This is a genomic window from Gordonia hankookensis, assembly GCF_014673215.1.
Classification (GTDB): Bacteria; Actinomycetota; Actinomycetes; order Mycobacteriales; family Mycobacteriaceae; genus Gordonia; species Gordonia hankookensis.
In genome coordinates this window covers 187,900-208,803 of record NZ_JACWMS010000006.1, presented here as the reverse complement: position 1 = coordinate 208,803, position 20,904 = coordinate 187,900, and the positions used below count along the sequence as shown (strand labels likewise).

The following is a 20,904-nucleotide window of genomic DNA, read 5'->3' as shown; positions in this document are numbered from 1 at the left end:
ACGAGTCCGGAAGAATCATCGGCCCCTCACGAGCTCTCTCGCCGCAGCTCGTCGGGGTCCGGCGAGGCAGGCCGCGGCCGTGGGCGATCGGTCGTCTCGAGAACGTCGAGCAACTCGAGAACACTGTCGCGCCGATCGGGCGGGAGGCGGGCGATCGCCACGGCCATCATCCACAGGTCGTGGTCGACCTCGAGCCGCGCGGTCCGGATGTCGTCGCCGGCGGCCTGCGTCTCGCCGGCTTCCGCGAAATACTCCGGACTCACGCCGAACCCGGCGGCGATGGCGATGACGATCTCGACCGACGGGTGCGCGATATGACCGGACCGAACGGCCGACAGGGTGCCGACGTCGAGGCGATGGCCTCGCGCTCGAGCACGCCCCACAACTTCGGCAGCCGTCAGATCCGGCCAGAACTCGAAGAGCGCCTCGACGCGGTCAGGAATCACCGATACCGCCCACCCCATCGAAGAATTCCCCTCGTCGAATCTCAGCGTCAGGACAGCAAATCATAGACAGTGGCGTTTAACATCACCGGGGTCCTGGCCGGGCGCGCGGCGCGGCCCGACTCCTGCCCAATCGGACACGGCGTGCGGTGATGATCGCTGCGGCGATCGCAAAAGCGGCGGCAGCCGTGACGATTGCCCAGGACACGCGTTGATCGAAGCCGGGCGCCCCACTCGAGCCTGTCGCCGCGGCGAAGATCGCGACGCCCAGCGCGGCCCCGATCTGCCGGGCCGTGTTGGAGGCTCCCGAGGCGGCTCCGGGAGTTGCCGGGGCGGCCTCGATCGCGGCGGTGACGATTGCCGGCGTCAGCATCCCCAAGCCGATTCCCCACACCACGAATCCCGCCGCCACGAGGGGACGATCGAGCGAGTCCGCGGTCGAGGCGATCACCGCGAATCCGATGGCCGACATCGTGAGTCCGAGAGCGGAGGTCGGCCACGGGCCGAACCGCGCCGTCGTCCGCGCCGACACCGGGCCCAGCAACGGTAGCGGGAGCAACGCGGGCAACAAGACCAGGCCGGTCGCCGACGGGCTCAGATGGTGGACGGACTGTAGGAGCTGGGTGAGGACGAACAACGTCCCGAGCACACAGGCGTTCATCAATCCGGCGACGAGGCAGGCCGCGATCAGTGATCTACTCGCGGATCGTTCGACCCGGAGTAACGGTGTGCGCGTTCGCCGTTCGATGTTCACGAACCCGACCGACGCGGCAACGGCGATACTCAGTGCGACGACGGCGTCTGTCGGCGTCGAGCGGATTCGCAACACTGCCACAGTCGCAGCGGCTATGGCCGCAGCCAGCACCACGGCACCGGCCCAATCCACCCGATCGTCGCCGACCGGATCAGCATCACGTTGGAACGCAGCCGGTTCGGACCGTGCGATCATCACCGCCGTCGCGGCGATCACCGGCACGTTGACCCAGAACACCGACGGCCATCCCCACTCCTGCACGAGGAAGCCACCGATCACCGGCCCTGCCGGCACCGCCGCCCCGCCGACGGCTGCCCACACACCGACCAACCGGGTGCGCTGCCGATCATCGACGGCGGACTCGGTCAGCATCGCCAATGTGCCCGGGAGCATCACGGCGGCGGCCACGCCCTGAACCAGACGGCCCAGGATCAGCACCGACAACCCGGACGCCGACGCACACAGCACCGATGCCGCGCCGAACCCGATCAGTCCCACGAGCACCATCCGCCGGTGACCGACACGATCGCCGATCGCCCCGGCCGACAGGAGCAGAGCCGCGAGCGGCACGGTGTAGGCGTCGACGATGGACGCGAGCCCGGCACCCTGCGCCGACAACGCGTGACCGATGGAAGGCAGTGCCACGTTGACCACGGTGACGTCGAGCAACACCAGGAAGTACCCGCCGCAGAGGGCGACGACGACCGATCGGCGCAGACGAGAGATCTCAGCCATGCGTCCATCGTGGTCACGCGACATTTCAGCCGGCGTCGAAGCATCTCCGTCGTATCGTCGAACCATGCGCACTCCACGAGAGGTGCCGACCGGCGGTGACCCCGACCTCGCGGTGGTCGCCGCGGGGTTTGCCGATCCGCGGCGGATCCGAGTGCTGATGGCTCTGGCCGACGGGCGGGCGCTACCGGCCGGACGTCTCGCGGCCGAGGCCGGCGTGTCCGCCTCCACGATCAGCAATCATTTGTCGCGACTTCGCGATCAAGGTCTCGTCACCGCGGAGCAGCATGGCCGCCACCGCTACTATCGGCTGTCCACGCCGGACGTCGAGGGCGTGCTGGAGGCGCTGGCCCGCCTGGCACCACGCGAACCCATCACGTCGCTGCGCCAGCACACCCGAGCGCACGCCCTCCGCAGCGGGCGCACCTGCTATCAACACCTGGCAGGGCATCTCGGCGTGCATCTGTTCCGAGCCCTGCTCGACCGCCGCTGGGTCGTCGGCGGCAACGGTCTGCACCACCCCGACACCGATGACAGACTCTCCGCACCCGGTCACGCGATCGACTATCGACTCACCCCGGAGGGGGCCGGGGCGCTGTCCGATTGGGGCGTGCCCCAACGACTCCTACGTGTCGACACCACGCTGCGGTACTGCACCGACTGGACCGAGCAGGCCCATCACCTCGCCGGTCCCCACGGCAGCGCGCTTGCCACATTTCTCTTCGAGCAGGGATGGATCGCTCGCGGGACCACCCCGCGCAGTGTGACGATCACCGAATCTGGGCGACCACACCTCGACCGGCTGTGCGGTTCTCCTGCGGGCATGGATCGGGCCGGCTACCCCGCTTGATCGTCGTACTGCATGGCCCCGATCGGGTTGCCCGCCGGATCGGCGAAGAAGATCAGATGGCCGACGCCCGCGATGGTGAATCGCTCCATGAGGATCGTGCCACCCGCATCGCGCACCGATTGCGCGGTCGCGTCGACGTCGTCGACCGCAAACGTGCACTCCAGTCCCAGGGTGGGGTGCCCGTGCGGGTTACTCGACGCCCTCCGCCTTTGTCACCGCATTCACCCGCGAACTCGGCGAGCCGCCGCGGAGGTTCATGTGGGTGCGGCCTCGGCGGTGATGATTTCGACCAGGATGTCGGCGTGCCCGGCATGACGAGCGATCTCTTCGATCATGTGCAGGAGGAGCCACCGCACGCTGACGTCCGCACCGTGCGAGTTCTGGAAGGTGTCGGACATGTCGTACGCGGACACGATCTCCCGCGACTGCGCGCTGGCACTCCGGAACTCGTCGACCACGTCGTCGAGCGACCGCCCGTCGGGGACGGCGAAGCTCGCCTCCCCCGGGGTGGCCGGCCCGCTGCAGTCCTCTTTCGATCGTCCGTCCAGGATGTGCTGAAACCAGAAGCGTTCCGCTGCCGCGCTGTGTCTGAGCAGGCCGATCGGGGTCGTCGCCGACGGCACGCGGCGTGACCGCGACGCCGCGTCCGAGAGTCGGACGACGGAGTCGATCAACGCCTCACGGTTGCGATCGAGCATGTTCTCCAGCAGGGCCCGTTCATCTCCGCTGATGATGCGTTCCATCGACTGATCCACTTCGCCGGGGGTAGGTGACGGCGCCCAGCCTAATGCGGTCCCGGATCAACGGGCGGGTTCCCACACGATGCCGTCAGGATCGGTGAACGACGCGCCGGAGCTGCCCACCAGCAACCGGTGCGACCCACTGCCCTCCGCATCCACCCCGGCATCCTTGGCCGCGGCCCGCCGGCCGTAGAGTGCCAGCTTCACCGAGTCGGCCTCGCTCGCGAACTCGACGTACTTGCGGCCGAAGCTCTTCGCGACGTCGAGTCCCTGCTCGACGTAGAATTTCTTGCTCGCGGCCACGTCGTCGGCGCCGATGAGGAGCACGATGTCGTCGACCTGGCGGGCCGGGGCGCCGGATGCCTTCTTGTTCGACGTCGCGACCTTCCAGATGGCGCCGTCGGGCGCCGCCACCACGCCGCCATAGCCCCAAAACGATTTCTTGGCGGGCTTGATCTCGGTGGCACCAGCGTCGAGAGCGGGCGTGATCAGCGAATCGACGACGCCGGGATCGGCGACGACAAGGGACAGGACGAACCCTCGGAAGCCGGATGTCGGCTGTTGGGCCGTCCGGAACCGGAGTCGATCGCCCAGCCCGAAGGCCTTGTCGTAGAAGGTCTCCGCGGCAGCGGTGTCGGGAACGTCGAGGGTGATGGCGGTGATTGTTGTCATGCACATGACGTTAGGCCGGGGCGCGCCGGAAGACTTCTCGATTCCTGCTCGATCACGTTCGGGCGGTGTGGTGCCCCGTCAGCCCGCGAACCCGCCGCGAAACGGCCGAAAGAAGTCCTGCAGTTCCTGCGCGTACCGCTCGGGCTGCTCGAACGGCGCGAAATGCCCGCCGTGTTCCGGCTCCGTCACGCTGACGACGTTCGCGGTTCGTTCGAGCCAGGCCCGCGGCGGCTTGAGCACGTCACCGCCGAACAGTGAGAAGCCAGACGGCACGTCCACATGTCGCGTGTACTGATCGAGTGGGATCGCCGCATTGGCGTGGTACATCCGCATCGACGATCCGATGCTGCCGGTCACCCAGTACTGGGTGAGCAAGGTCAGGATCTCGTCTCTCGTGAACGCCGTCTCGACGTCACCGCCGCAGTCGCTCCATGCCCGCAGCTTTTCGACGATCCACGCCGCGAGGCCGGCAGGCGAGTCGGTGAGACCGACAGCGGCGGTGACCGGCTTGGTGCTGTGCATCGCCGCATACGCACCCTCGGTTCGCGCCCACACCGCCCCGGTCTCGATCCACGCGCGTTCGGTGTCGTCGAGTTCTTCCGGATCTCCCCAGTACCTGGGCAATCCGGCGTCCGTACGGTGCACGGCGACAACACGTTCGGGTTGGTCGAGTGCGAGGTACCTGCTGACGTGACTGCCCATGTCGCCACCCGCCGTGCCGAACTCGTCATATCCGAGTTCGGTCATGAGTTCCGCCCACAGCATCGCCACCGCGATCGAATCGTGGGCATGGGCAGGCTGATCGGAGTATCCGAAACCGGGCATGTCGGGCACGATCACGTCGAAGGCATCGGCGGGGTCGCCGCCATGTGCCCCGGGGTCACTCAGCAGCGGGATCACCTTGAGGTACCGCCAGAACGAGTCCGGCCAACCGTGGTTGAGCAGCAACGGCATCACCGGCCCGGCGCGGTCCGCCGCGCGGGCATGGATGACATGTATCCCGAGGCCACCGACCTCGACTCGCAGGTTCGGAAGTCGGTCGATCTCGGATTCCTGTGCCGACCAATCGAATTCGTCGGCCCAGTAGTTGATCAGATCCCGGAGGTAATCGACGTCGACACCGAGTGACCAGCCCGCAGGAGTGTCAGGCCATCGGGTCGCCCGCAGTCGCACGCGGAGATCCTCGACGACCCGCGGCTCCGTCCGCAGCGACATCGGCCGTGGGCCGGCGCTCACAGCGCAGGCCAGTCCGTGGGCCCGCTGGAACCGGCCGGATACTCGTCGATGGGGACCTGATCGGAGCGCCACGCGTCGAGGATCGGCGCGACGATCCGCCAGCACTGCTCCGCGGTGTCGCCACGCACCGCGAGAGTTGCGTCGCCGTCGAGGATTCCGGACAACACCTCGGCGTAGGCCCGCGGCGACCCGACTCCGAGGTCGGCGTCGAGTTCGGTCGCCTTCAGGTCGAACGGGTGCGAACCGTCGTGCACGTTGAGCCGCAGGGACATCGTGTCCGGACCGAAGGAGAATCGGAGGACGTTGCTCGCCGCCTCGCCGCGAAACTGTTCCGGCAGATGACGGACCGGACGAAAGGTGAGGGCGATCTCCTTGACCGCGGGTTCGATCGCCTTGCCCGACCGCAGGGTGAAGGGCACGCCCGCCCAGCGGGCGGTGCACACCTCGAAGGTCGCCTCGGCCAGGGTCTCGGTGTTACGTGCCGGGTCGACACCCTCCTCGTCGGTGTAGGACGGCAGCCGATGACCATTCACCTCGCCGGCGGTGTAGCGCGCCCGATGGGACGCACGGATGGGATCGCCCTCCCAGACCCGGGTGGCGCGCAGGGCGGCGGCCGTCGCATCGCGCAGATCTCGTTCGGCCAATGACGCGGGAGAATCCATCGCCACCACCGAGAGGAGCTCCAGCAGATGACTCTGCAGCATGTCGGTGAACGCGCCCGCTTTGTCGTAATAGCCTGCGCGGCCTTCGAGTCCGAGCGTCTCGTCGTAGCGGATGAGGACGGACTCGATGTGATCGGCCGACCAGACCGGCTCGAACACACGATTGGCGAACCGCACCCCGATCAGGTCCAGCAGGATCGACTGCCCCAGGAAGTGATCGACGCGGAACACCTGGTTCTCGGGGACGAGGCGGGCAAGGGTCTGGTTGAAGGCGTGGGCGCTCGCCTCATCGGTGCCGAATGGTTTCTCGAGAGCGAGGATGGTGCCGGACGGGACCTCCACGTCCGTCATCGCCTCGCATGATGCCTGTGCGATGGCGGGCGGGACGGCGAAGTAGAGGATCGGTCGGCCCTGTGCCGACCCGAGGATCGTGCGAAGCCCATCCGCGGAACCGATGTCCGCCTGCAGGTAGGTCGTCGAGTCGGCGAGACGGGCGGCAGCAGGCGCCTGCCCGTCACCGAACGCTTCGCGGACGCGATCGCGCCACTGATCGTCGGAGACCTCACGCCGCCCCACACCGACCAGCCGTACGTCGCGTTCCGGTTCGAGCGCGAGGAGCTGCTCGAGTGCCGGCAGCAGCAGGCGTGAGGTCAGATCGCCCGTCGCACCAAGGATGAAGAGTGTCGTCTCGGCCATGCCCGACGGTAACGCGCATCGAACTCACCATGGCCGAACTCGCCGATACATCGCACGTTGGCGGTAAGAATCGACGTATGCGTCCGAACATCGAGGATTACGCCCTGATCGGAGACTGTCGTACCGCAGCGCTCGTGTCGCGCCGCGGCGAGATCGACTGGTTCTGTGTGCCCCGGTACGACTCGGCGTCGATCTTCGCCGCGCTGCTCGGCGACGAAGAGCACGGCTGCTGGACGCTGGCACCACGCGAGGGATCGGCACAGTGCAGTCGTGCGTACACGGGAGACACCCTCGTCCTCGTCACCCGATGGGAGACCTCGACCGGCGTGGCCGAGGTGCACGAGTTCATGCCTCTCGACGGCGGCCGGGTCGACCTCGTGCGACGCGTCGTCGGGGTGTCGGGGCACGTCGAGTTCCAGACCGACCTGCGGATGCGCTTCGACTACGCACGCGCGGTGCCGTGGGTCCTGCAGGTCGGCGACGCCTCCGGACCCGCCCTGCGAGCCATCGCAGGCCCGGACGCGGTGGTCGTGCGGGGCGCCGCGCTGCACGCCGACGGCAACGTGCATCGTGGGTTCTTCACCGTCGAACCCGACGTGACCGTCGACCTCACGCTCACCTGGTATCACTCGCACCGTCCCGAGCCCGAACCCCTCGACGTCGACACGGCGCTCGACCACGCGGTCGGCTGGTGGACCGGATGGTCGAGCCGCATCGACCATTCCGGACCGCACCACGAGCAGATGGTCCGATCGCTGATCACATTGCGCGCACTGAGCAATCTCGACACCGGTGGCATCGTCGCCGCCGCGACCACATCGCTGCCCGAACAGTTCGGCGGCAGCCGCAACTGGGATTACCGATATGTGTGGCTGCGCGATGCCTCACTCACCCTGGAGGCGTTGGTGAATCACGGCTTTCTGCGGGTGGCCGAGCACTGGCGCATGTGGCTGATGCGCGCGATCGCCGGGAACACCAAGGAATTGCAGATCATGTACGGCATCGCCGGGGAGCGCGATCTCGAGGAGCGGGTGTTGTCGCATCTGCCGGGTTATCAGAACGCCGCACCGGTTCGGATCGGAAACGGCGCGGTCAACCAGTACCAGGGCGACGTGATCGGCGAGGTGCTCTGCGGTCTCGAGTCGGCACGGGAGGCGGGACTGCAGGAGACCCCGATGTCGTGGTCACTGCAGAAGGCGTTGCTCGAGCAGGTCGAGGCGAATCTCGAGCGTCCCGACAACGGGATCTGGGAGATGCGCGGCGACCCGCAGATGTTCACCCACTCCCGCGCGATGATCTGGGCGGCCTTCGATCGCGGTGTCCGTGCGTCCGAACGGTTCGACCTCGGCGGCTCGCCCGATCACTGGCGCGAACTCCGCGACCGGGTCCGGGCCGAGATCGACAGCGCCGGGGTGGATCCGGACACGGGGCGATTTGTCCAATACGCCGGGACCGCCGACGTCGACGCGTCGTTGCTGCTGCTCCCCCAGGTCGGATTCTGCGCGGCCGACGACCCACGGATGCTCGCGACCGTCGCCGAGATCGAGCGCGTTCTGATGAAGGGCGGACTGGTTCATCGGTACCGCACCGGTTCCGGGGTCGACGGGCTCGACGGCGACGAACATCCGTTCCTGGCCTGCACGTTCTGGCTGGTCACGCAGTACGCGGCGAGTGGACGGCACCACGACGCGGTGGCGTTGATGGAGCGTGCGTGTGCCACGGCCAACGACGTCGGCCTGTTCTCCGAGGAGTACGACGTCGGTGCCGGGCGCCAGGCGGGCAACACCCCGCAGGCCCTGTCCCATCTGGCCTTCGTGCGGGCGGCCGACGCACTGGCGTGAGCATTCGAGGCCCCGAGGGGTTTCGGCCTTCGGGGAACAGGTTCACCTGACGGTTGCGCCACCAGGTCGACCGCGCAAGGATGGACTCCAGCGAGGCCTCACCGGGCAACGTCCGCCCGGGTCGGTGGGTGGTGCCGCGCATCCACGATCGTTCGGTGAATTCCCGAGGGAGACAAGACCGATGAGAAGACGATTGATCGCTGTGCTGGCTGCGTGCGCCGCCGTTGCCACAATCGGACTGGCCGGCTCGGGTCCGGCGACTGCCGCCTGCATGGGCAACGGGATCGACGACCTGACCGCCGAACCCTGCGGCGACTGACCCGAACCTCCCCCGTCCTCCGCCGATCGAGTAGCCCGGAGCGCCTCCTCCGCCCTCCGCTGATCGAGTAGCCCGGAGCGCCTCCTCCGCCCTCCGCTGATCGAGTAGCCCGGAGCGCCTCCTCCGCCCTCCGCTGATCGAGTAGCCCGGAGCGCCAGCGGAGGGCGTATCGAGATCACCGCGCCTGCTCGAACGGTGATCTCGATACGGGTCGTCGCTACGCTCCGTCCCTACTCGATCAACGGGGAGATTCGATCAGCGGGAAGTGACCACCCGTCCCTACTCGATCAACGGGGAGTTTCGATCAACCGGGAGAAGGTCACCCGGCCTGCTGCGCGAGAGCGGCCATCAGGTCGTCGTAGTTGCCTTCCTGCGCCGAGAACCGCAGTGGCTTCACCCGATCCACCAGGATCTCGCGGGTTGCGCTCGGCAGCAGTGACATCACTTCATCGAGGAAATCGTCGAGCGGCATGGCCCAGTCGGCCTCCGCCTGGCCCGGCATCAGGTCGGTCTGCACCGCAGGCGGAACCAACTCCAGGACTCCGACACCCTTGTCGGCCAACTGCAGTCGAAGACTGTCGCTGAACGAGTGGATGGCCGCCTTGGTCGCACTGTAGGTCGGTGTTCCCGCCATCGGAGTGAACGCCAGCCCCGACGACACGGTCATGATGACCGCGTCCGGTTGGGCGGCAAGGAACTCGGCGAATGCCGCGACGAGCCGCAGCGGCCCCAGGATGTTCGTCTCGACCTCGGCGACCGCGGTGTCGAGAAAGCCCGCATCACTCAAATCCTCCGATCGCATGATGCCGGCCATCGCGATCAGGACATTGGTCTCGGGGAACCGCTTCTGCACATCTGCGCAGGCGCTGCTGACGTCAGCGGCATCGGCGGTGTCGATCCGAATCGTCTCCATCCCCGGATGGTCGGACGCGATCTGTTCCAGCAGTTCGACCCGACGGCCGCCGACGATGACGCGATTGCCGGCTTCGTGCAATCGAAGCGCCAGACCGAAGCCGATGCCGGAGGTCGCGCCGGGGATGAAAATGGTGTTGCCGGTGGTCTTCATGATGTCTCCTTCACTCCGATGTACTGCCACCCACGACTTCACCCTTTTCGCGCCCGTGCATCAAGGAAGCGGTCATCCATGGATTACCGATCCCTGGATGCGGGCATCCGCATGCGGAACAGTGGTGGGTGAACACCATGCAGTACCCGACGCGCAGCCAGAATCGAGGAATCCCGTGATCGACCGGCCCGGGCTCGCCGAGTTCCTCCGGCGCCGACGTGAATCGCTCACACCTGCCGATGTCGGGCTGCCGCCCGGGCAACGTCGCAGGACGAGCGGACTGCGGCGCGAAGAAGTCGCGATGATCGCCGGAATGTCCACGGATTATTACAGCCGCCTCGAGCAACAGCGCGGGCCACAACCGTCCGATCAGATGGTGGCGGCGATCGCACGGGCGTTGCACCTCACGCTCGACGAACGCGACCACCTGTTCCGTCTCGCCGGGCACAATGCCCCCGACCGCATGGCCATTCCCGACCACGTCGGCCCCGGCATGATGCGCATCCTGGACCGGCTCGCCGATACGCCCGCGATGGTGGTCAACAGCGCCGGGGAGACGCTGGTACAGACGACACCCGCGGTCGCACTGGTCGGCGACGAAACGCAGTTCACCGGTCTTCGTCGCAGCATCGCCTACCGGTGGTTCACCGATCCGGCCACCCGACAACGCTTTCCGGCCGACGACCACGCTCATCACGCCCGGGCACACACCGCCCGGCTCCGGGCAGCGGTGACGCGCGAGGGGGCAGGGTCACGCGCGGGTGAGGTCGCCGATGCGCTACTCGCGACAAGTCAGGAGTTCGGCGAGATCTGGGGCAGGCACGACGTCGCCACGTCGCTGACCGATCAGCGCAAACGCCTGCTCCATCCGGATCTGGGGCTGATCGAGGTCTTCTGTCAGACCCTCCTCGACCCCGACGGCGCGCAGGCCCTGCTGGTCTACACGGCGACGCCGGGCAGCGAGAGCCATCAGAAGCTGGCGATGTTGAGCGCTGTGGGAGTCTGAGGCGTGGTGGTCGGGTGATCTCGATACGCCTCGTCGCTACGCTCCTCGGCTACTCGATCGGCGGCAAACCTCACTCGATCAGCGGTATCGGCGGCAAACCTCACTCGATCGACGGTATCGGCGGCAAACCTCACTCGATCAGCGGTATCGGCGGCAAACCTCACTCGATCGGCGAGGCCGGACATACCGCTGGTCGAGTAGCCGCGTGAGCGAAGCGAGCCGGCGTATCGAGACCACTCACCGCGAAAACGCGTACGTCACCCCGGTCAGCTCTTCTGCCGTGTCCCACAAGCGGTTTCCGAGTTTCCCGTCGAGGACGCGAGGGCTGGGCACCACGAGCACCGGCGGTCCGCTGAACTGCCCGGGCCCCGACGGACCGAAGTACTGGCCACCGATCACATCCGGATCGGTGGCCGCGCGCAGGGACGGCAACGCACCCTCGGGGCCCTCCATGATGAAGGATCTGCGCAGCCAGTGCAGTGTCGGCGTGGTGAACAGCCAGTGCAGCAGCCGGCCCGAATCACGCATCACCCCACTGTGGGTGGCGCCCGGATGCGCGGCCACCGAGATCGGTGCGGTGTGGCCGCTCGCCGACAGCCGACGCTGCAATTCCACCGCGAAGACCAACTGCGAGAACTTCGCACGAGCGTAGGCACGTGAGGTGCTGAACGAGTGGTCCATCGTCAGGTCGTCGAAATCGAGGACACCGGCGCGATGCGCACTGCTGCCGACCGTCACCACCCGCCCCGATTCCGCCGACAACAGGCGCTCGAGGAGCAGACCCGTCAATGCGAAGTGGCCGAGAAAGCTGGTCCCGAAATCCATCTCGAAGCCGTCGGCGGTGAGTTCACGTCGACCGGCCATCACGCCTGCGTTGTTGATCAGGACATCGACAACGGGATGGCTGGTCCCGATCTCGTCGGCGGCCTTGCGCACCGACGCGAGGTCACCGAGGTCGAGCTGCACGACGTCCAGCCGAGCATCGGGCACGCCTGCGAGGATGTCGGCGCGGGCGGTGGCTGCGGCATCGACATTGCGGCAGGCCATCAGCACGTGGGCACCCAGCCGTGCGAGGTGGCGCGTGGTCTCCAGGCCGATGCCCGTGTTGGATCCGGTGACCACCACGGTCCTGCCGTCCATCCGCGGTGCCTGCGCCGGTGACCACCCGTTCTTCGCCATGTCCCTCGCCCTTGTGTCGACCACCTACGGCGTTCGTGCCGTTCGTTCGCCGCTTCAGCCTGCCACAATGGCGCCGGAACCCATTCCCGGTGTCCACTTACGCGACCACACGGGGCCGTCGCCGACACCTGAAATGGCGGTCACCGTGAGACACGGTGACCGCCATCGAGGTGCTTCAGTGGAGTGGATCAGCGGTGGCTGACCTGTCGTCCGCGTACGGCGAGGTACGCCGCGATCAGTGCGATGGCCACGACGATGCCGACGATGAACGGGATGATCTCCCAGCCGCCGTTGCTGTTGCTGTAGCCCACCTGATACGCCAGCCACGAACCGATCAGGGATCCCAAGATCCCCAGCACGATCGTGATGATGATGCCGACGTTCTGTTTGCCCGGCATCAACAGCCGAGCCAGTGCTCCTACGATCAGGCCGACGACGATGGCACTGATGATGGTTCCGATCATGCTTCACCTATCCGTTCTTCGAGTGGCATGGGCGAACGACAAACACGGGTCAGTGCCCAGTGAGCTTGTCCTTGACCTTGCCTGCGGCGTTCTTGACGCTCTCGACGCCGTCCTTCACGGCCGAGGATGCCTGATCGCCCTTGCCCTCGTTCTTGAGCTCACGGTCGCCGGTCACGCTTCCGGTGGCCTCTTTGGCCTTGCCTTGCAGGTCTTCTGCCTTGTTCGAGATCTTGTCGTCGAGACCCATCGTGTGCTCCTTGGATCGAATGTCGTTTGCGTACAGCCCTTGATACCCACCGGGGCGGTGGATCAAACATCTCCCGCGGCCGTCGACGACCCGCTCACCTCACGATCGCGTCGATGGTCTTCTTCAGCGCGGATGGCTGTACGGGTGAGTGCGGCGCCTTGTCTTTCAACTCCAGCAGCTCCTCACCGAGCCGCTGGAGTTCTTTCCGGCCCAGCGTCTTACGCACCTCGGGAAACCATTCGGACTCTTCCTCCTCGATGTGATGCTCCACGTTCTCGATGAGAACGGTGGTCTTGGCATCGAATCGTTCGTCTTCGGGCTTCATCGTGACCAGTTCCATCACCAGCAGGTCGGCCACGTGGTGCTCTTCATACGATTCCAGGATGTCGTCCTCGACGGCGGGCACGGCCTTGCGGACCGCTGGGTACATCCCTTCGTTCTCGATGTAGGTGTGCACGGTGAGGGCCTCGATGATCTTCCCGACGATGTCACCCTTCGTCTTCGTCGCGTTCGGACCCGCTTCGCGGAAGTCGTTGAACAGCTTCTTGATCTGCTTGTGGTCGTCTTTCAAGATCACGATCGCATCTGTCGACATGGGGGCTCCTCTGGCTGGTGGTGCGATGGGTCTGCTGCGGGGCGGCGGCGGGCGTCACTGCCCGTCCGACGCCGACGGTGACGTATGCCCGTGCACCGGTCACGTCAAACCACCTGAGGCCATCGGCCCGGCGGAGGTTTGATCCCGGTCCGGTGCGGGCACGCTGCCGACGAGCCGATCAGAGGAGAACCGATGCGTGCAGTCACCTGGCAGGGCAAGCGGAAAGTGGCCGTCGAGGATGTCCCCGATCCGAAGATCGAAGAGGATTCGGACGCCGTAATCCGGGTCACCTCGACCAACATCTGCGGGTCTGACCTGCACCTCTATGAGGTTCTCGGGGCGTTCATGGAACCGGGCGACATCCTGGGCCATGAACCCATGGGCGTCGTGGAGGAGGTCGGCTCACAGGTCGGCGATCTCGCAGTCGGGGACCGTGTCGTCATCCCGTTCCAGATCTCGTGCGGATCGTGTCACACATGCACGCAGGAGCTGTACACCCAGTGCGAGACGACTCAGGTCCGCGCTCAGGGAATGGGCGCGGCGCTCTTCGGGTTTTCGAAGCTGTACGGATCGGTTCCCGGTGGTCAGGCCGAATACCTGCGCGTGCCGCAGGCGCAGTTCACCCACATCAAGGTCCCTGGTGACGCACCGGATTCCCGATACATCTATCTCTCCGATGTTCTCCCGACCGCGTGGCAGGCGGTCGCCTACGCCGGCATCCCGCCGGAGGGATCTGTCACCGTTCTCGGCCTCGGCCCCATCGGCGACATGGCCGCACGCATCGCCGCCCATCAGGGTGCGGATGTGATCGCGGTCGACCGCGTACCCGAGCGATTGGCGCGCCTTCGGGCACGCGGCATCCGCACCATCGATCTCGACGGGGTGGACGACATCGGAGATGCGGTCCGCGAGTTGACCCAAGGTCGTGGCACAGACGCGGTCATCGATGCGGTGGGCATGGAGGCACACGGCTCCCCGGTGAACAAGATGATGCAGCAGGTGGTGGGGATGCTCCCGGACGCGCTCGCCGAGCCCATGATGCGCAAGGCCGGCGTCGACCGCCTGTCGGCGCTCTACTCCGCCATCGACACCGTGCGCCGCGGAGGCACACTGTCCATCATCGGCGTCTACGGCGGCACCGCCGACCCCCTGCCGATGTTGACGATGTTCGACAAGCAGATCCAGATCCGGATGGGTCAGGCGAATGTGAAGAAATGGGCGCCGAGCATCATGCCGCTCCTCGGCGACGATGATCCCCTCGGTGTGGACTCCTTTGCCACACACGAACTCCCGTTGAACGACGCACCGCACGCGTACGACATCTTCCAGCGCAAGGACGACGGCGCCGTCAAGGTGATCCTGAAGCCGTAGGAGGCTGCGCACGGCGCTCAGGTCGGGGGCCGGGGTCTGTCTCGGGCCGAGTGGTCAACTCGTCGCGGAGCCGGGCCAAGGTCCGGTTCAGCAGCCGCGAAACGTGCATCTGCGAGATGCCGACTTCTGCGGCGATCTCGCTCTGCGACATGGAGCGGAAGAACCGCAGAGACACTATCCGCCGTTCCCGCTCGGGCAGGGTCGCCAACGCCGGCCGCAGCGCGACGATGTCCTCGATCTGCGCGAAACGCTCGTCGTCGGCGCCCAGGGTTTCGCGGATCGATCGCCCCTCATCGTCACCGGGCTCGGCATCGATGGACATGGCGTTGTAGGCCGAGCGCGCCATGAGCCCGTCGATGACGTCCTCGACGGGCATGCCGAGGTGTTCGGCCAGTTCACTCGGTCGCGGCGACCTGCCCAACCGTTGGACCAGGTCATCACTCGCCCTGTTGATGCTCAGCGAGGTCTCTTTGGCCCGTCGCGGCACCCTGATCGTCCACATGCTGTCCCGGAAATGACGCTTCACCTCGCCCATGACCGTCGGTACGGCGAACGACAGGAAACTTCCGCCACGTTGCGCGTCGAAGCGGTCGACGGAATTGACCACCCCGATGCGTGCGACCTGGACGAGATCGTCGAGCGATTCCCCACGCCCACTGAATCGGCGGGCGACGTGGTCGGCCAGTGGGAGGCATCGCTCGACGATGTCCGAACGCATCCGCGCCCTGACCTGGTCGTCGGTGGCCTCGCGCAGTGCTTGGATCGCCGGCGCCACGTCTGCGTAGTCGTCCACCCGAGAGTCGCCGGCCGACGTGTTGCGCGGCGCCGAAGCGTTCTCGGGTGTCGATGTCAAGCAGCTCCTCCGGAGGGTTGTGTGGTACGCGAGCGCAGGTGTGACTCCAACGTAGCGGCTACCCGGGTGACGTCCCGTCGAAACTCCACTTGTAGACGGGTGGCCGGCGCCGTACGGTTGGTCATAGCGGTTCAGCCAACAGCTGCAGCGGTGAGACGTGCAAGCGGGTCTCAGCGCACTCGTACAACACGGAACGAGGCAGACGCGTGAGCCTGGATTCACACATCACTTTTCGCGATTCGCCGGTGTCGGCGGCAACCGAGAGACCTGCCGCAGGCAATCTCACTGCGGCCAGAACCATTTGTGTACAACAGTTCTCGGGTGAGATCGATCTACAGAGCGTGGCCGACTTCGCCGTGGCGCTGGACCGCCTGACCGACCGTCGGCCAGAGTGTGTGCTGCTGGATCTGCTGCAGGTGCGTTTTCTGAGCACGTCCGGGCTGGCGGTGCTCGGAAAGTTCTGCGATGACGCCGCTCGACGTCGCATACCGGTTGCCGTCGCGTGCGGTCGCGTCGTCGCGCGGCCTGTCGAGGCATGCCGTCTCGACGACGCGATCGATCTCCATCATTCGTTGGAGGAAGCCGGTAGGTCGCTCACCTCGGTCGAGTTCCGCTGAGCAATTTGGCCAATCGAACCGTGACCTCGCGTCGGCGGGCGTCGTCGACGTAGCTGACCGACTGGGCATCCGTCACGGTCTCCACCACATGCCAGCCGAAGCCGGCCGTGTCGAGGGCGATGCCGGTCTCGATGGTTCCCACCACCTCACCCACGAAGCCGGCATCTCCGAGCAACAATGAGACGCGCAGACGGCCGTCGTCAACCGACGCCACGATGAGTTGTGAGCAGACCTCGTCGACCGCGAGCTGGATGTCGGCGACGTCGTCGATGGTCCAGTCCACGGCATACAGAGTGCGTTCCACCACTGCTCTGACAATCTGGAGACGGTCGGCGCGGGCGGGCACCGTAAGCTCTACAGGCACATCCGCCGACTGCGCGACGTCGTCGATGACACGCCGGTCATCGGTGATGTTGCGGTTCTCGGTCACTGCGCGCTCTCCTCACCAGGGACAAACTCGTGTCGCCGCAGTCTTACCCTCACGGCACCTGGCTGAAACCCTCGGGTCCGTCTGTTCCCTGGTTAGGCATCCGGTTTGGTCAGAGGTTCCGGTGGGAACACCGCACGCATGACGCTCAGCTGTGACCACCGCGCACCAGCCGGATCGGAACTCCCGAACTCTCCCGACATGGTCTACCGACCCCAGGACGACTCGCAACTGCTGATCGAGGCGATGCGTGCGTCCGGACGCGTTACGGGCGCCCGAGCGGCAGACCTGTGCACCGGCACTGGTGTCGTCGCCATCGAGATGGCGGAACTGGGTGCCGCCTCGGTGCTGGCGATCGATTCGTGCCCGGGTGCCGCGCAGACCGCCACGGCGCTGTGCCGGAGACTCTCCGGCACCGTCACGGTTCAACATCGCGATCTCACCGATCTCACGGGCCGGGACACCTTCGACCTCGTGACCTGCAATCCGCCTTATGTACCGACACCGCTCGATGAGGGCGTCATCGAAGAGTGCGACGGGCCCCGAACCGCCTGGGTTGCCGGGCCCGATGGCCGGGCGGTGCTCGATCCGCTGTGCGCCGGCGCCGCCGAACTGCTCAATCCCGGCGGAACCCTCCTGCTGGTGCAGTCAGAGTTCGCCGATCCGGCCGCGACCGTCGCAGCGCTGCGTCGGACCGGCCTTGATACAACCATCGTGGCTCGTCGTCGTGTTCAGTTCGGCCCGGTGCTCTCCGTACGTGCCACATGGTTCGAGGATGTCGGGCTCCTGGATACGGGCCGTCGGGTGGAAGAGCTCGTGGTCATCCGCGCCGACCGATCATGCATCTCAGCGACGTCGGGAGGACAACGATGACCCGCTCACCCGAGCCGACTCGCGTCCGGGTGGTGCGAGGTGGTCCGATGCTGGTGGCCGGACCGGTGGACATCGAGCTGCCGGACGGTTCGCATGTCCACTCCGACCGGTTCACGGTCGCGGTGTGCGCGTGCGGCCGCAGCCGTCGATATCCGCTGTGCGACACCAGCCATCGGCGCCGCGCGCGGCCCGACGATGTGGGCTGAGACCGTCACACGAGCAGGGCGCCCTGCTCCCAGACGGACCGCAGACCCCGGTCGAACGCGTCCTCCACCAACAGGAACCCCCGGATTCCGAACACGACATCCGTCTCCAGATGCGGCTCGTCGCGCACGAGTTCACCAACGACGTCGTTCCGCAGGATCTGCTCGTGAACAGCGTCCGCCTCGACGTGCTCGGCATAGAAGTGCCTGCACGGTTCCGGGGCGTCGAGGCGTTCAAGACCGGATAGCAATCGCTGCGAACCCGGCGGAGAAGTGATTTCGGTGGCAGCGAGATGTCCGACGGCGGCGCCGCGCATGGATCGACGTAAACCGAAGAGCGACATGAGGTTCACCGGCGCAAGCACCCATCCGGCAGCGCCCTCGAGATAGGCGAGATAATCGGGGCGCAGGTCCGCCGCCGCCAACAGATCCGCGAACAGCTCCTGGTGGACCGCTTCGCCATGGCCGCCACCGAATTCATCGAACTCGACGGCGACGAAAGCAGCCTTGGCCGCGCCCCGGAGTCGCGGAATGGCCCACGCGTGCGGGTCGGCCTCTTTGAGGTGATAGAGCGATCGCATCGCGAACATGTCACGGAACTGCCGCCAGGAACCGCTGTCACGCAGGATAAACGAGACACCGTCGCCGTCGGCGGGCTCGACGCAGAGCCGGTTCATCTCGATCTGGGCCGACGAGAACTCGTCGACGGGCCCGACATCGGCACGCACCGCATCCAGGAAGTGCCGCTCGAGTTCCCGGCGGTACGCAATTATGTCGTGATCCCATTCCCGGTCGTCGTCGATCCCGGCCCAGCCCGCGTAGTGCATCTCGAAGGCGACGTAGAGGGCGAGCTGCAGGTCGTCGCCGTAGGGGTCCACCGAATCCACACCGGACGGCAGGTCCAAGCGACGGTCATCCTCCAGTGCCTCGATCAGCGCTGCGGACAAGGGTCCGCGCGACATCGGCAATTCGGCCGTCACCGCATGGCCGCGACGATCAGCAAGCATGGAACACCTCTCGCATGTGGACGGTGGACACCACGCGACTACCCGATCGCGCCGGTCACCAAACGCGACCGTCGTCTGCGAGACCACCGGCGCTTCGCCGGACGGCCACCGGAGCGAGAACCCCCGAGGTAACTGAAATGTTTGGCGCCGACCGATAGTGGACACTCTCGCACGGTCAGAGAATGCGGCCATGACGAGCGATCTTGAGAGAAGGCCAATATGGCGGTCACCCCGAAGAACTCGGTCAATCCTTCGGGAGCGCCCAACGTGGTGTGGCCGGACCCCTCGCCGTTGCGTGATTGGTGGACCTCGGTCATGGACTCCGAGCAAGACGAGCAAGGCGTGCAGGGCATGCAGGACGGACAGGCCGATTCCGACGACTCGGATCAGAATGCCGGGGAGACGGCATGAGCTCGACGAAATGGGCTGGGCCACAGAGCGAACTCCTGACTTTCGCAACTCGGTGGGTGCGGTCCGGTGGTGGTCCGGCAGACCTCATCAGAGACCGGTTCGGCATGAACGAGAAGGAGTTCTTCGCCCGAATCCTCGATGCGACCGACCACGACAACACCGACCAAGACAACACCGGCCACTCCATCACCGAATTGCGACGAGTCGCTCGTCAGCGGCTCTGGCTACAGCGAGCCTGAGCGCCGTACCCGCCCGTCAGCTCGCGACCCGGTCTGCGGCCGAACCGAACCGACCGGCCGGTTCGAACCTGCCGAGCACATCGTCGGCGGGCTCGCCGGACACTGCCGTGATGAACCCGAGCACGTCCTCTCGACTCGTCAGGGTGAGAAGCGGATTCGGCTCCGAGAGGAGTCCGAACAGCGCCGACGCCACGTTGGTGTCGACGGCGGCGGCCGGGAACGAGAGCTCGAGGTGGGTGGCGTAGTCCGGATCGCCCAGATAGAGGCGGGTAACCTCGACCGCCGCTCGGCCACGCCGCTGCCAGTGCTTCTCGAACTCGGCTTCGAGCCAGTCGGCGCCGAACGCGCCGTCGTGGGCCTTGGCCGCTCTCACCAGCTCCGCGACCTGGATCAGCGTGTTCTGGGCCCCCTGGCCCGCGACCGGGTCCACCGCGATGGCGGTGTCGCCGATCGCGGCGACGACATGCCCGCCGCGCGTGGTGGACACGGCATGCCGCACGGTCGGGGTGACCGCACCCGTCAGCCACGACACCGGGTCCGACTCGATCACCGCCAGCCGTTCGATCACCGGGGCGTCGTGCGGAAAGTATCGAGTGAAGATGTCGAGGATCGCCGCACGCGCCGACACGGCATCGTCGACCTCGTCGATCGTGGGCACCCACGCTCCATCGGGTTTCGCGAAGACGATGAACGACCAGGTCGCACCGGCGTCCTTGTGGAGGAACGGGCCGACGAAGATCTCGCCGTTCTCGCTGTCGAGGTTGAAGAGGGAGTGATTGCCGCCCGCGCTGCTGCGATAGGCGAACGCGTCTGGTCCGTGGTCGAGGCCGGTGAGCGTCACTTGCAGCAGCTTGCGCTGCGGCTCCCGATAATGCGTCCGCGACCCGTCCACCGGGAACAACGCCGACAATCCGCCCTTGCCGGTCGCGACCAGGGTGAGGTCGTGGGAGCCGGCGATCTCGTCGAGGCGGTCGACGTCGACCGACCCCACCTCGAAGCGGCCGCCCTGATCGAGGAACCGGCCGAGCCGGTCGTCGGCGCGCAGACGAAGGTCGACCGCCTGGGCGACATAGCCGTAGTCGGGGTTGAACTCGAGCACATCGGTGCGGTCCTCACCGCTTCCGGAATGCAGTCGAACGCTGATCCCGCTTGTGTTGCCGACGTCGTAGATGTCCTCGATGATCTCCGCGTCCCACTCCCGCGACTTCCCGAACAGCACGCCAACCCCGGTCGGCGGCACCTTGTCGCGCAACGATTCCCGGTCCTTGTCGCTGTAGAGCGTCACGTCGAAACCCGCTTCGGCGAAGCCCAGTGCCGCACTCGTGCCGGCCAGGCCCGCACCTACGACCCCCACGCTCCTGCGTCCCTCGTCTGTCATGCCGTTCCCCTCTTGCTCGTCGC

Annotated in this window: 27 protein-coding genes; 11 read left to right on the top strand and 16 right to left on the bottom strand. The window is 66.5% G+C overall.

The genetic code is table 11. The features are described 5' to 3' along the window. Positions 1–26 precede the first annotated feature (26 nt). Positions 27–446 carry a hypothetical protein gene (locus IDF66_RS23330; protein ID WP_190268828.1) on the bottom strand — a complete coding sequence of 140 codons (420 nt, stop codon included), beginning with the start codon at positions 444–446 and terminating at the stop codon, positions 27–29. A gap of 82 nt (positions 447–528) precedes the next feature. Beyond that, on the bottom strand, positions 529–1,932 hold the full coding sequence (locus IDF66_RS23325; protein WP_190268827.1) for an MFS transporter: 1,404 nt from the start codon (positions 1,930–1,932) through the stop codon (positions 529–531). A gap of 64 nt (positions 1,933–1,996) precedes the next feature. Between IDF66_RS23325 and IDF66_RS23320 the strand changes: the two genes are divergently transcribed. Continuing rightward, on the top strand, positions 1,997–2,779 hold the full coding sequence (locus tag IDF66_RS23320; RefSeq protein ID WP_190268826.1) for an ArsR/SmtB family transcription factor: 783 nt from the start codon (positions 1,997–1,999) through the stop codon (positions 2,777–2,779). Here the strand turns inward: IDF66_RS23320 and IDF66_RS24170 are convergent. From IDF66_RS24170 to IDF66_RS23300, 5 genes are all read right to left on the bottom strand, one after another. Next, positions 2,767–2,943, bottom strand: a complete 177-nt coding sequence (locus IDF66_RS24170) for a VOC family protein (protein WP_396264282.1) — start codon at positions 2,941–2,943, stop codon at positions 2,767–2,769. The two genes, IDF66_RS23320 and IDF66_RS24170, sit on opposite strands and share 13 nt — an antisense overlap. Positions 2,944–3,033: 90 nt before the next feature. Continuing rightward, entirely contained in the window at positions 3,034–3,522 is a 489-nt protein-coding gene (locus tag IDF66_RS23315) for a DinB family protein (RefSeq protein ID WP_164310565.1), read from the bottom strand. A 57-nt stretch (positions 3,523–3,579) separates the two neighbouring features. Next, positions 3,580–4,191: a VOC family protein gene (locus IDF66_RS23310; protein ID WP_190268825.1), complete on the bottom strand. Its 612-nt coding sequence runs from the start codon at positions 4,189–4,191 to the stop codon at positions 3,580–3,582. 78 nt (positions 4,192–4,269) lie between these two features. Continuing rightward, entirely contained in the window at positions 4,270–5,427 is a 1,158-nt protein-coding gene (locus IDF66_RS23305) for an epoxide hydrolase family protein (protein WP_317628836.1), read from the bottom strand. Continuing rightward, a complete protein-coding gene (locus IDF66_RS23300) occupies positions 5,424–6,785 on the bottom strand; it encodes a glucose-6-phosphate dehydrogenase (RefSeq protein WP_190268824.1) in 1,362 nt (453 codons plus the stop codon). The genes IDF66_RS23305 and IDF66_RS23300 overlap by 4 nt, the downstream gene beginning before the upstream one ends. A gap of 77 nt (positions 6,786–6,862) precedes the next feature. Here IDF66_RS23300 and IDF66_RS23295 point away from each other — a divergent pair, with 77 nt between their 5' ends. Beyond that, on the top strand, positions 6,863–8,626 hold the full coding sequence (locus IDF66_RS23295) for a glycoside hydrolase family 15 protein (protein ID WP_190268823.1): 1,764 nt from the start codon (positions 6,863–6,865) through the stop codon (positions 8,624–8,626). 181 nt (positions 8,627–8,807) lie between these two features. Next, on the top strand, positions 8,808–8,945 hold the full coding sequence (locus IDF66_RS23290) for a hypothetical protein (protein WP_164310561.1): 138 nt from the start codon (positions 8,808–8,810) through the stop codon (positions 8,943–8,945). Positions 8,946–9,264: 319 nt separating this feature from the next. Here the strand turns inward: IDF66_RS23290 and IDF66_RS23285 are convergent, their stop codons facing one another. Further along, on the bottom strand, positions 9,265–10,011 hold the full coding sequence (locus tag IDF66_RS23285) for an SDR family oxidoreductase (RefSeq protein ID WP_190268822.1): 747 nt from the start codon (positions 10,009–10,011) through the stop codon (positions 9,265–9,267). Positions 10,012–10,186: 175 nt separating this feature from the next. Here IDF66_RS23285 and IDF66_RS23280 point away from each other — a divergent pair, with 175 nt between their 5' ends. Both IDF66_RS23280 and IDF66_RS23275 read left to right on the top strand, forming a co-directional pair. Beyond that, complete coding sequence (locus IDF66_RS23280; RefSeq protein WP_317628835.1) at positions 10,187–11,017, top strand: helix-turn-helix transcriptional regulator; 831 nt, start codon at positions 10,187–10,189, stop codon at positions 11,015–11,017. Between the two features lie 14 nt (positions 11,018–11,031). Beyond that, positions 11,032–11,226: a hypothetical protein gene (locus IDF66_RS23275; RefSeq protein ID WP_190268820.1), complete on the top strand. Its 195-nt coding sequence runs from the start codon at positions 11,032–11,034 to the stop codon at positions 11,224–11,226. Positions 11,227–11,254: 28 nt separating this feature from the next. On the opposite strand, the gene IDF66_RS23270 is transcribed toward IDF66_RS23275, so the two are convergent. From IDF66_RS23270 to IDF66_RS23255, 4 genes are all read right to left on the bottom strand, one after another. After that, positions 11,255–12,196, bottom strand: coding sequence for an oxidoreductase (locus IDF66_RS23270; RefSeq protein ID WP_190268819.1), 942 nt, complete (start codon positions 12,194–12,196; stop codon positions 11,255–11,257). 188 nt (positions 12,197–12,384) lie between these two features. Continuing rightward, positions 12,385–12,660, bottom strand: coding sequence for a GlsB/YeaQ/YmgE family stress response membrane protein (locus IDF66_RS23265; protein WP_190268818.1), 276 nt, complete (start codon positions 12,658–12,660; stop codon positions 12,385–12,387). Positions 12,661–12,709: 49 nt separating this feature from the next. Beyond that, the gene (locus IDF66_RS23260; protein ID WP_190268817.1) at positions 12,710–12,907 is read right to left on the bottom strand and encodes a CsbD family protein; all 198 of its coding nucleotides are present in this window, start codon (positions 12,905–12,907) and stop codon (positions 12,710–12,712) included. A 94-nt stretch (positions 12,908–13,001) separates the two neighbouring features. Further along, positions 13,002–13,502: a hemerythrin domain-containing protein gene (locus IDF66_RS23255; protein ID WP_190268816.1), complete on the bottom strand. Its 501-nt coding sequence runs from the start codon at positions 13,500–13,502 to the stop codon at positions 13,002–13,004. A 192-nt stretch (positions 13,503–13,694) separates the two neighbouring features. On the opposite strand from IDF66_RS23255, the gene IDF66_RS23250 reads away from it, so the two are divergent. Next, positions 13,695–14,873: a zinc-dependent alcohol dehydrogenase gene (locus tag IDF66_RS23250; RefSeq protein WP_190268815.1), complete on the top strand. Its 1,179-nt coding sequence runs from the start codon at positions 13,695–13,697 to the stop codon at positions 14,871–14,873. Here IDF66_RS23250 and IDF66_RS23245 read toward each other — a convergent pair. Beyond that, complete coding sequence (locus tag IDF66_RS23245) at positions 14,851–15,666, bottom strand: SigB/SigF/SigG family RNA polymerase sigma factor (RefSeq protein ID WP_387999193.1); 816 nt, start codon at positions 15,664–15,666, stop codon at positions 14,851–14,853. The genes IDF66_RS23250 and IDF66_RS23245 overlap by 23 nt on opposite strands. A 266-nt stretch (positions 15,667–15,932) precedes the next feature. On the opposite strand from IDF66_RS23245, the gene IDF66_RS23240 reads away from it, so the two are divergent. Further along, positions 15,933–16,343 (top strand): STAS domain-containing protein, encoded by a 411-nt coding sequence (locus tag IDF66_RS23240; protein WP_190268814.1) that lies wholly within the window; start codon positions 15,933–15,935, stop codon positions 16,341–16,343. Here IDF66_RS23240 and IDF66_RS23235 read toward each other — a convergent pair. Beyond that, positions 16,321–16,773: an ATP-binding protein gene (locus IDF66_RS23235; RefSeq protein WP_190268813.1), complete on the bottom strand. Its 453-nt coding sequence runs from the start codon at positions 16,771–16,773 to the stop codon at positions 16,321–16,323. The two genes, IDF66_RS23240 and IDF66_RS23235, sit on opposite strands and share 23 nt — an antisense overlap. 198 nt (positions 16,774–16,971) lie before the next feature. Between IDF66_RS23235 and IDF66_RS23230 the strand changes: the two genes are divergently transcribed. Next, entirely contained in the window at positions 16,972–17,643 is a 672-nt protein-coding gene (locus IDF66_RS23230; RefSeq protein ID WP_223310030.1) for a methyltransferase, read from the top strand. Then, the gene (locus IDF66_RS23225; RefSeq protein ID WP_190268811.1) at positions 17,640–17,849 is read left to right on the top strand and encodes a CDGSH iron-sulfur domain-containing protein; all 210 of its coding nucleotides are present in this window, start codon (positions 17,640–17,642) and stop codon (positions 17,847–17,849) included. Before IDF66_RS23230 ends, IDF66_RS23225 begins: the two co-directional genes overlap by 4 nt. 5 nt (positions 17,850–17,854) lie before the next feature. On the opposite strand, the gene IDF66_RS23220 is transcribed toward IDF66_RS23225, so the two are convergent. Then, entirely contained in the window at positions 17,855–18,853 is a 999-nt protein-coding gene (locus IDF66_RS23220) for an iron-containing redox enzyme family protein (protein WP_190268810.1), read from the bottom strand. 219 nt (positions 18,854–19,072) lie between these two features. On the opposite strand from IDF66_RS23220, the gene IDF66_RS23215 reads away from it, so the two are divergent. Together IDF66_RS23215 and IDF66_RS23210 are read left to right on the top strand one after the other, a co-directional pair. Continuing rightward, the gene (locus IDF66_RS23215) at positions 19,073–19,264 is read left to right on the top strand and encodes a hypothetical protein (protein WP_190268809.1); all 192 of its coding nucleotides are present in this window, start codon (positions 19,073–19,075) and stop codon (positions 19,262–19,264) included. After that, complete coding sequence (locus IDF66_RS23210; protein WP_190268808.1) at positions 19,261–19,503, top strand: hypothetical protein; 243 nt, start codon at positions 19,261–19,263, stop codon at positions 19,501–19,503. Before IDF66_RS23215 ends, IDF66_RS23210 begins: the two co-directional genes overlap by 4 nt. Before the next feature lie 16 nt (positions 19,504–19,519). Here IDF66_RS23210 and IDF66_RS23205 read toward each other — a convergent pair whose 3' ends face one another. Beyond that, a complete protein-coding gene (locus IDF66_RS23205) occupies positions 19,520–20,881 on the bottom strand; it encodes a styrene monooxygenase/indole monooxygenase family protein (RefSeq protein ID WP_190268807.1) in 1,362 nt (453 codons plus the stop codon). Positions 20,882–20,904 lie beyond the last annotated feature (23 nt).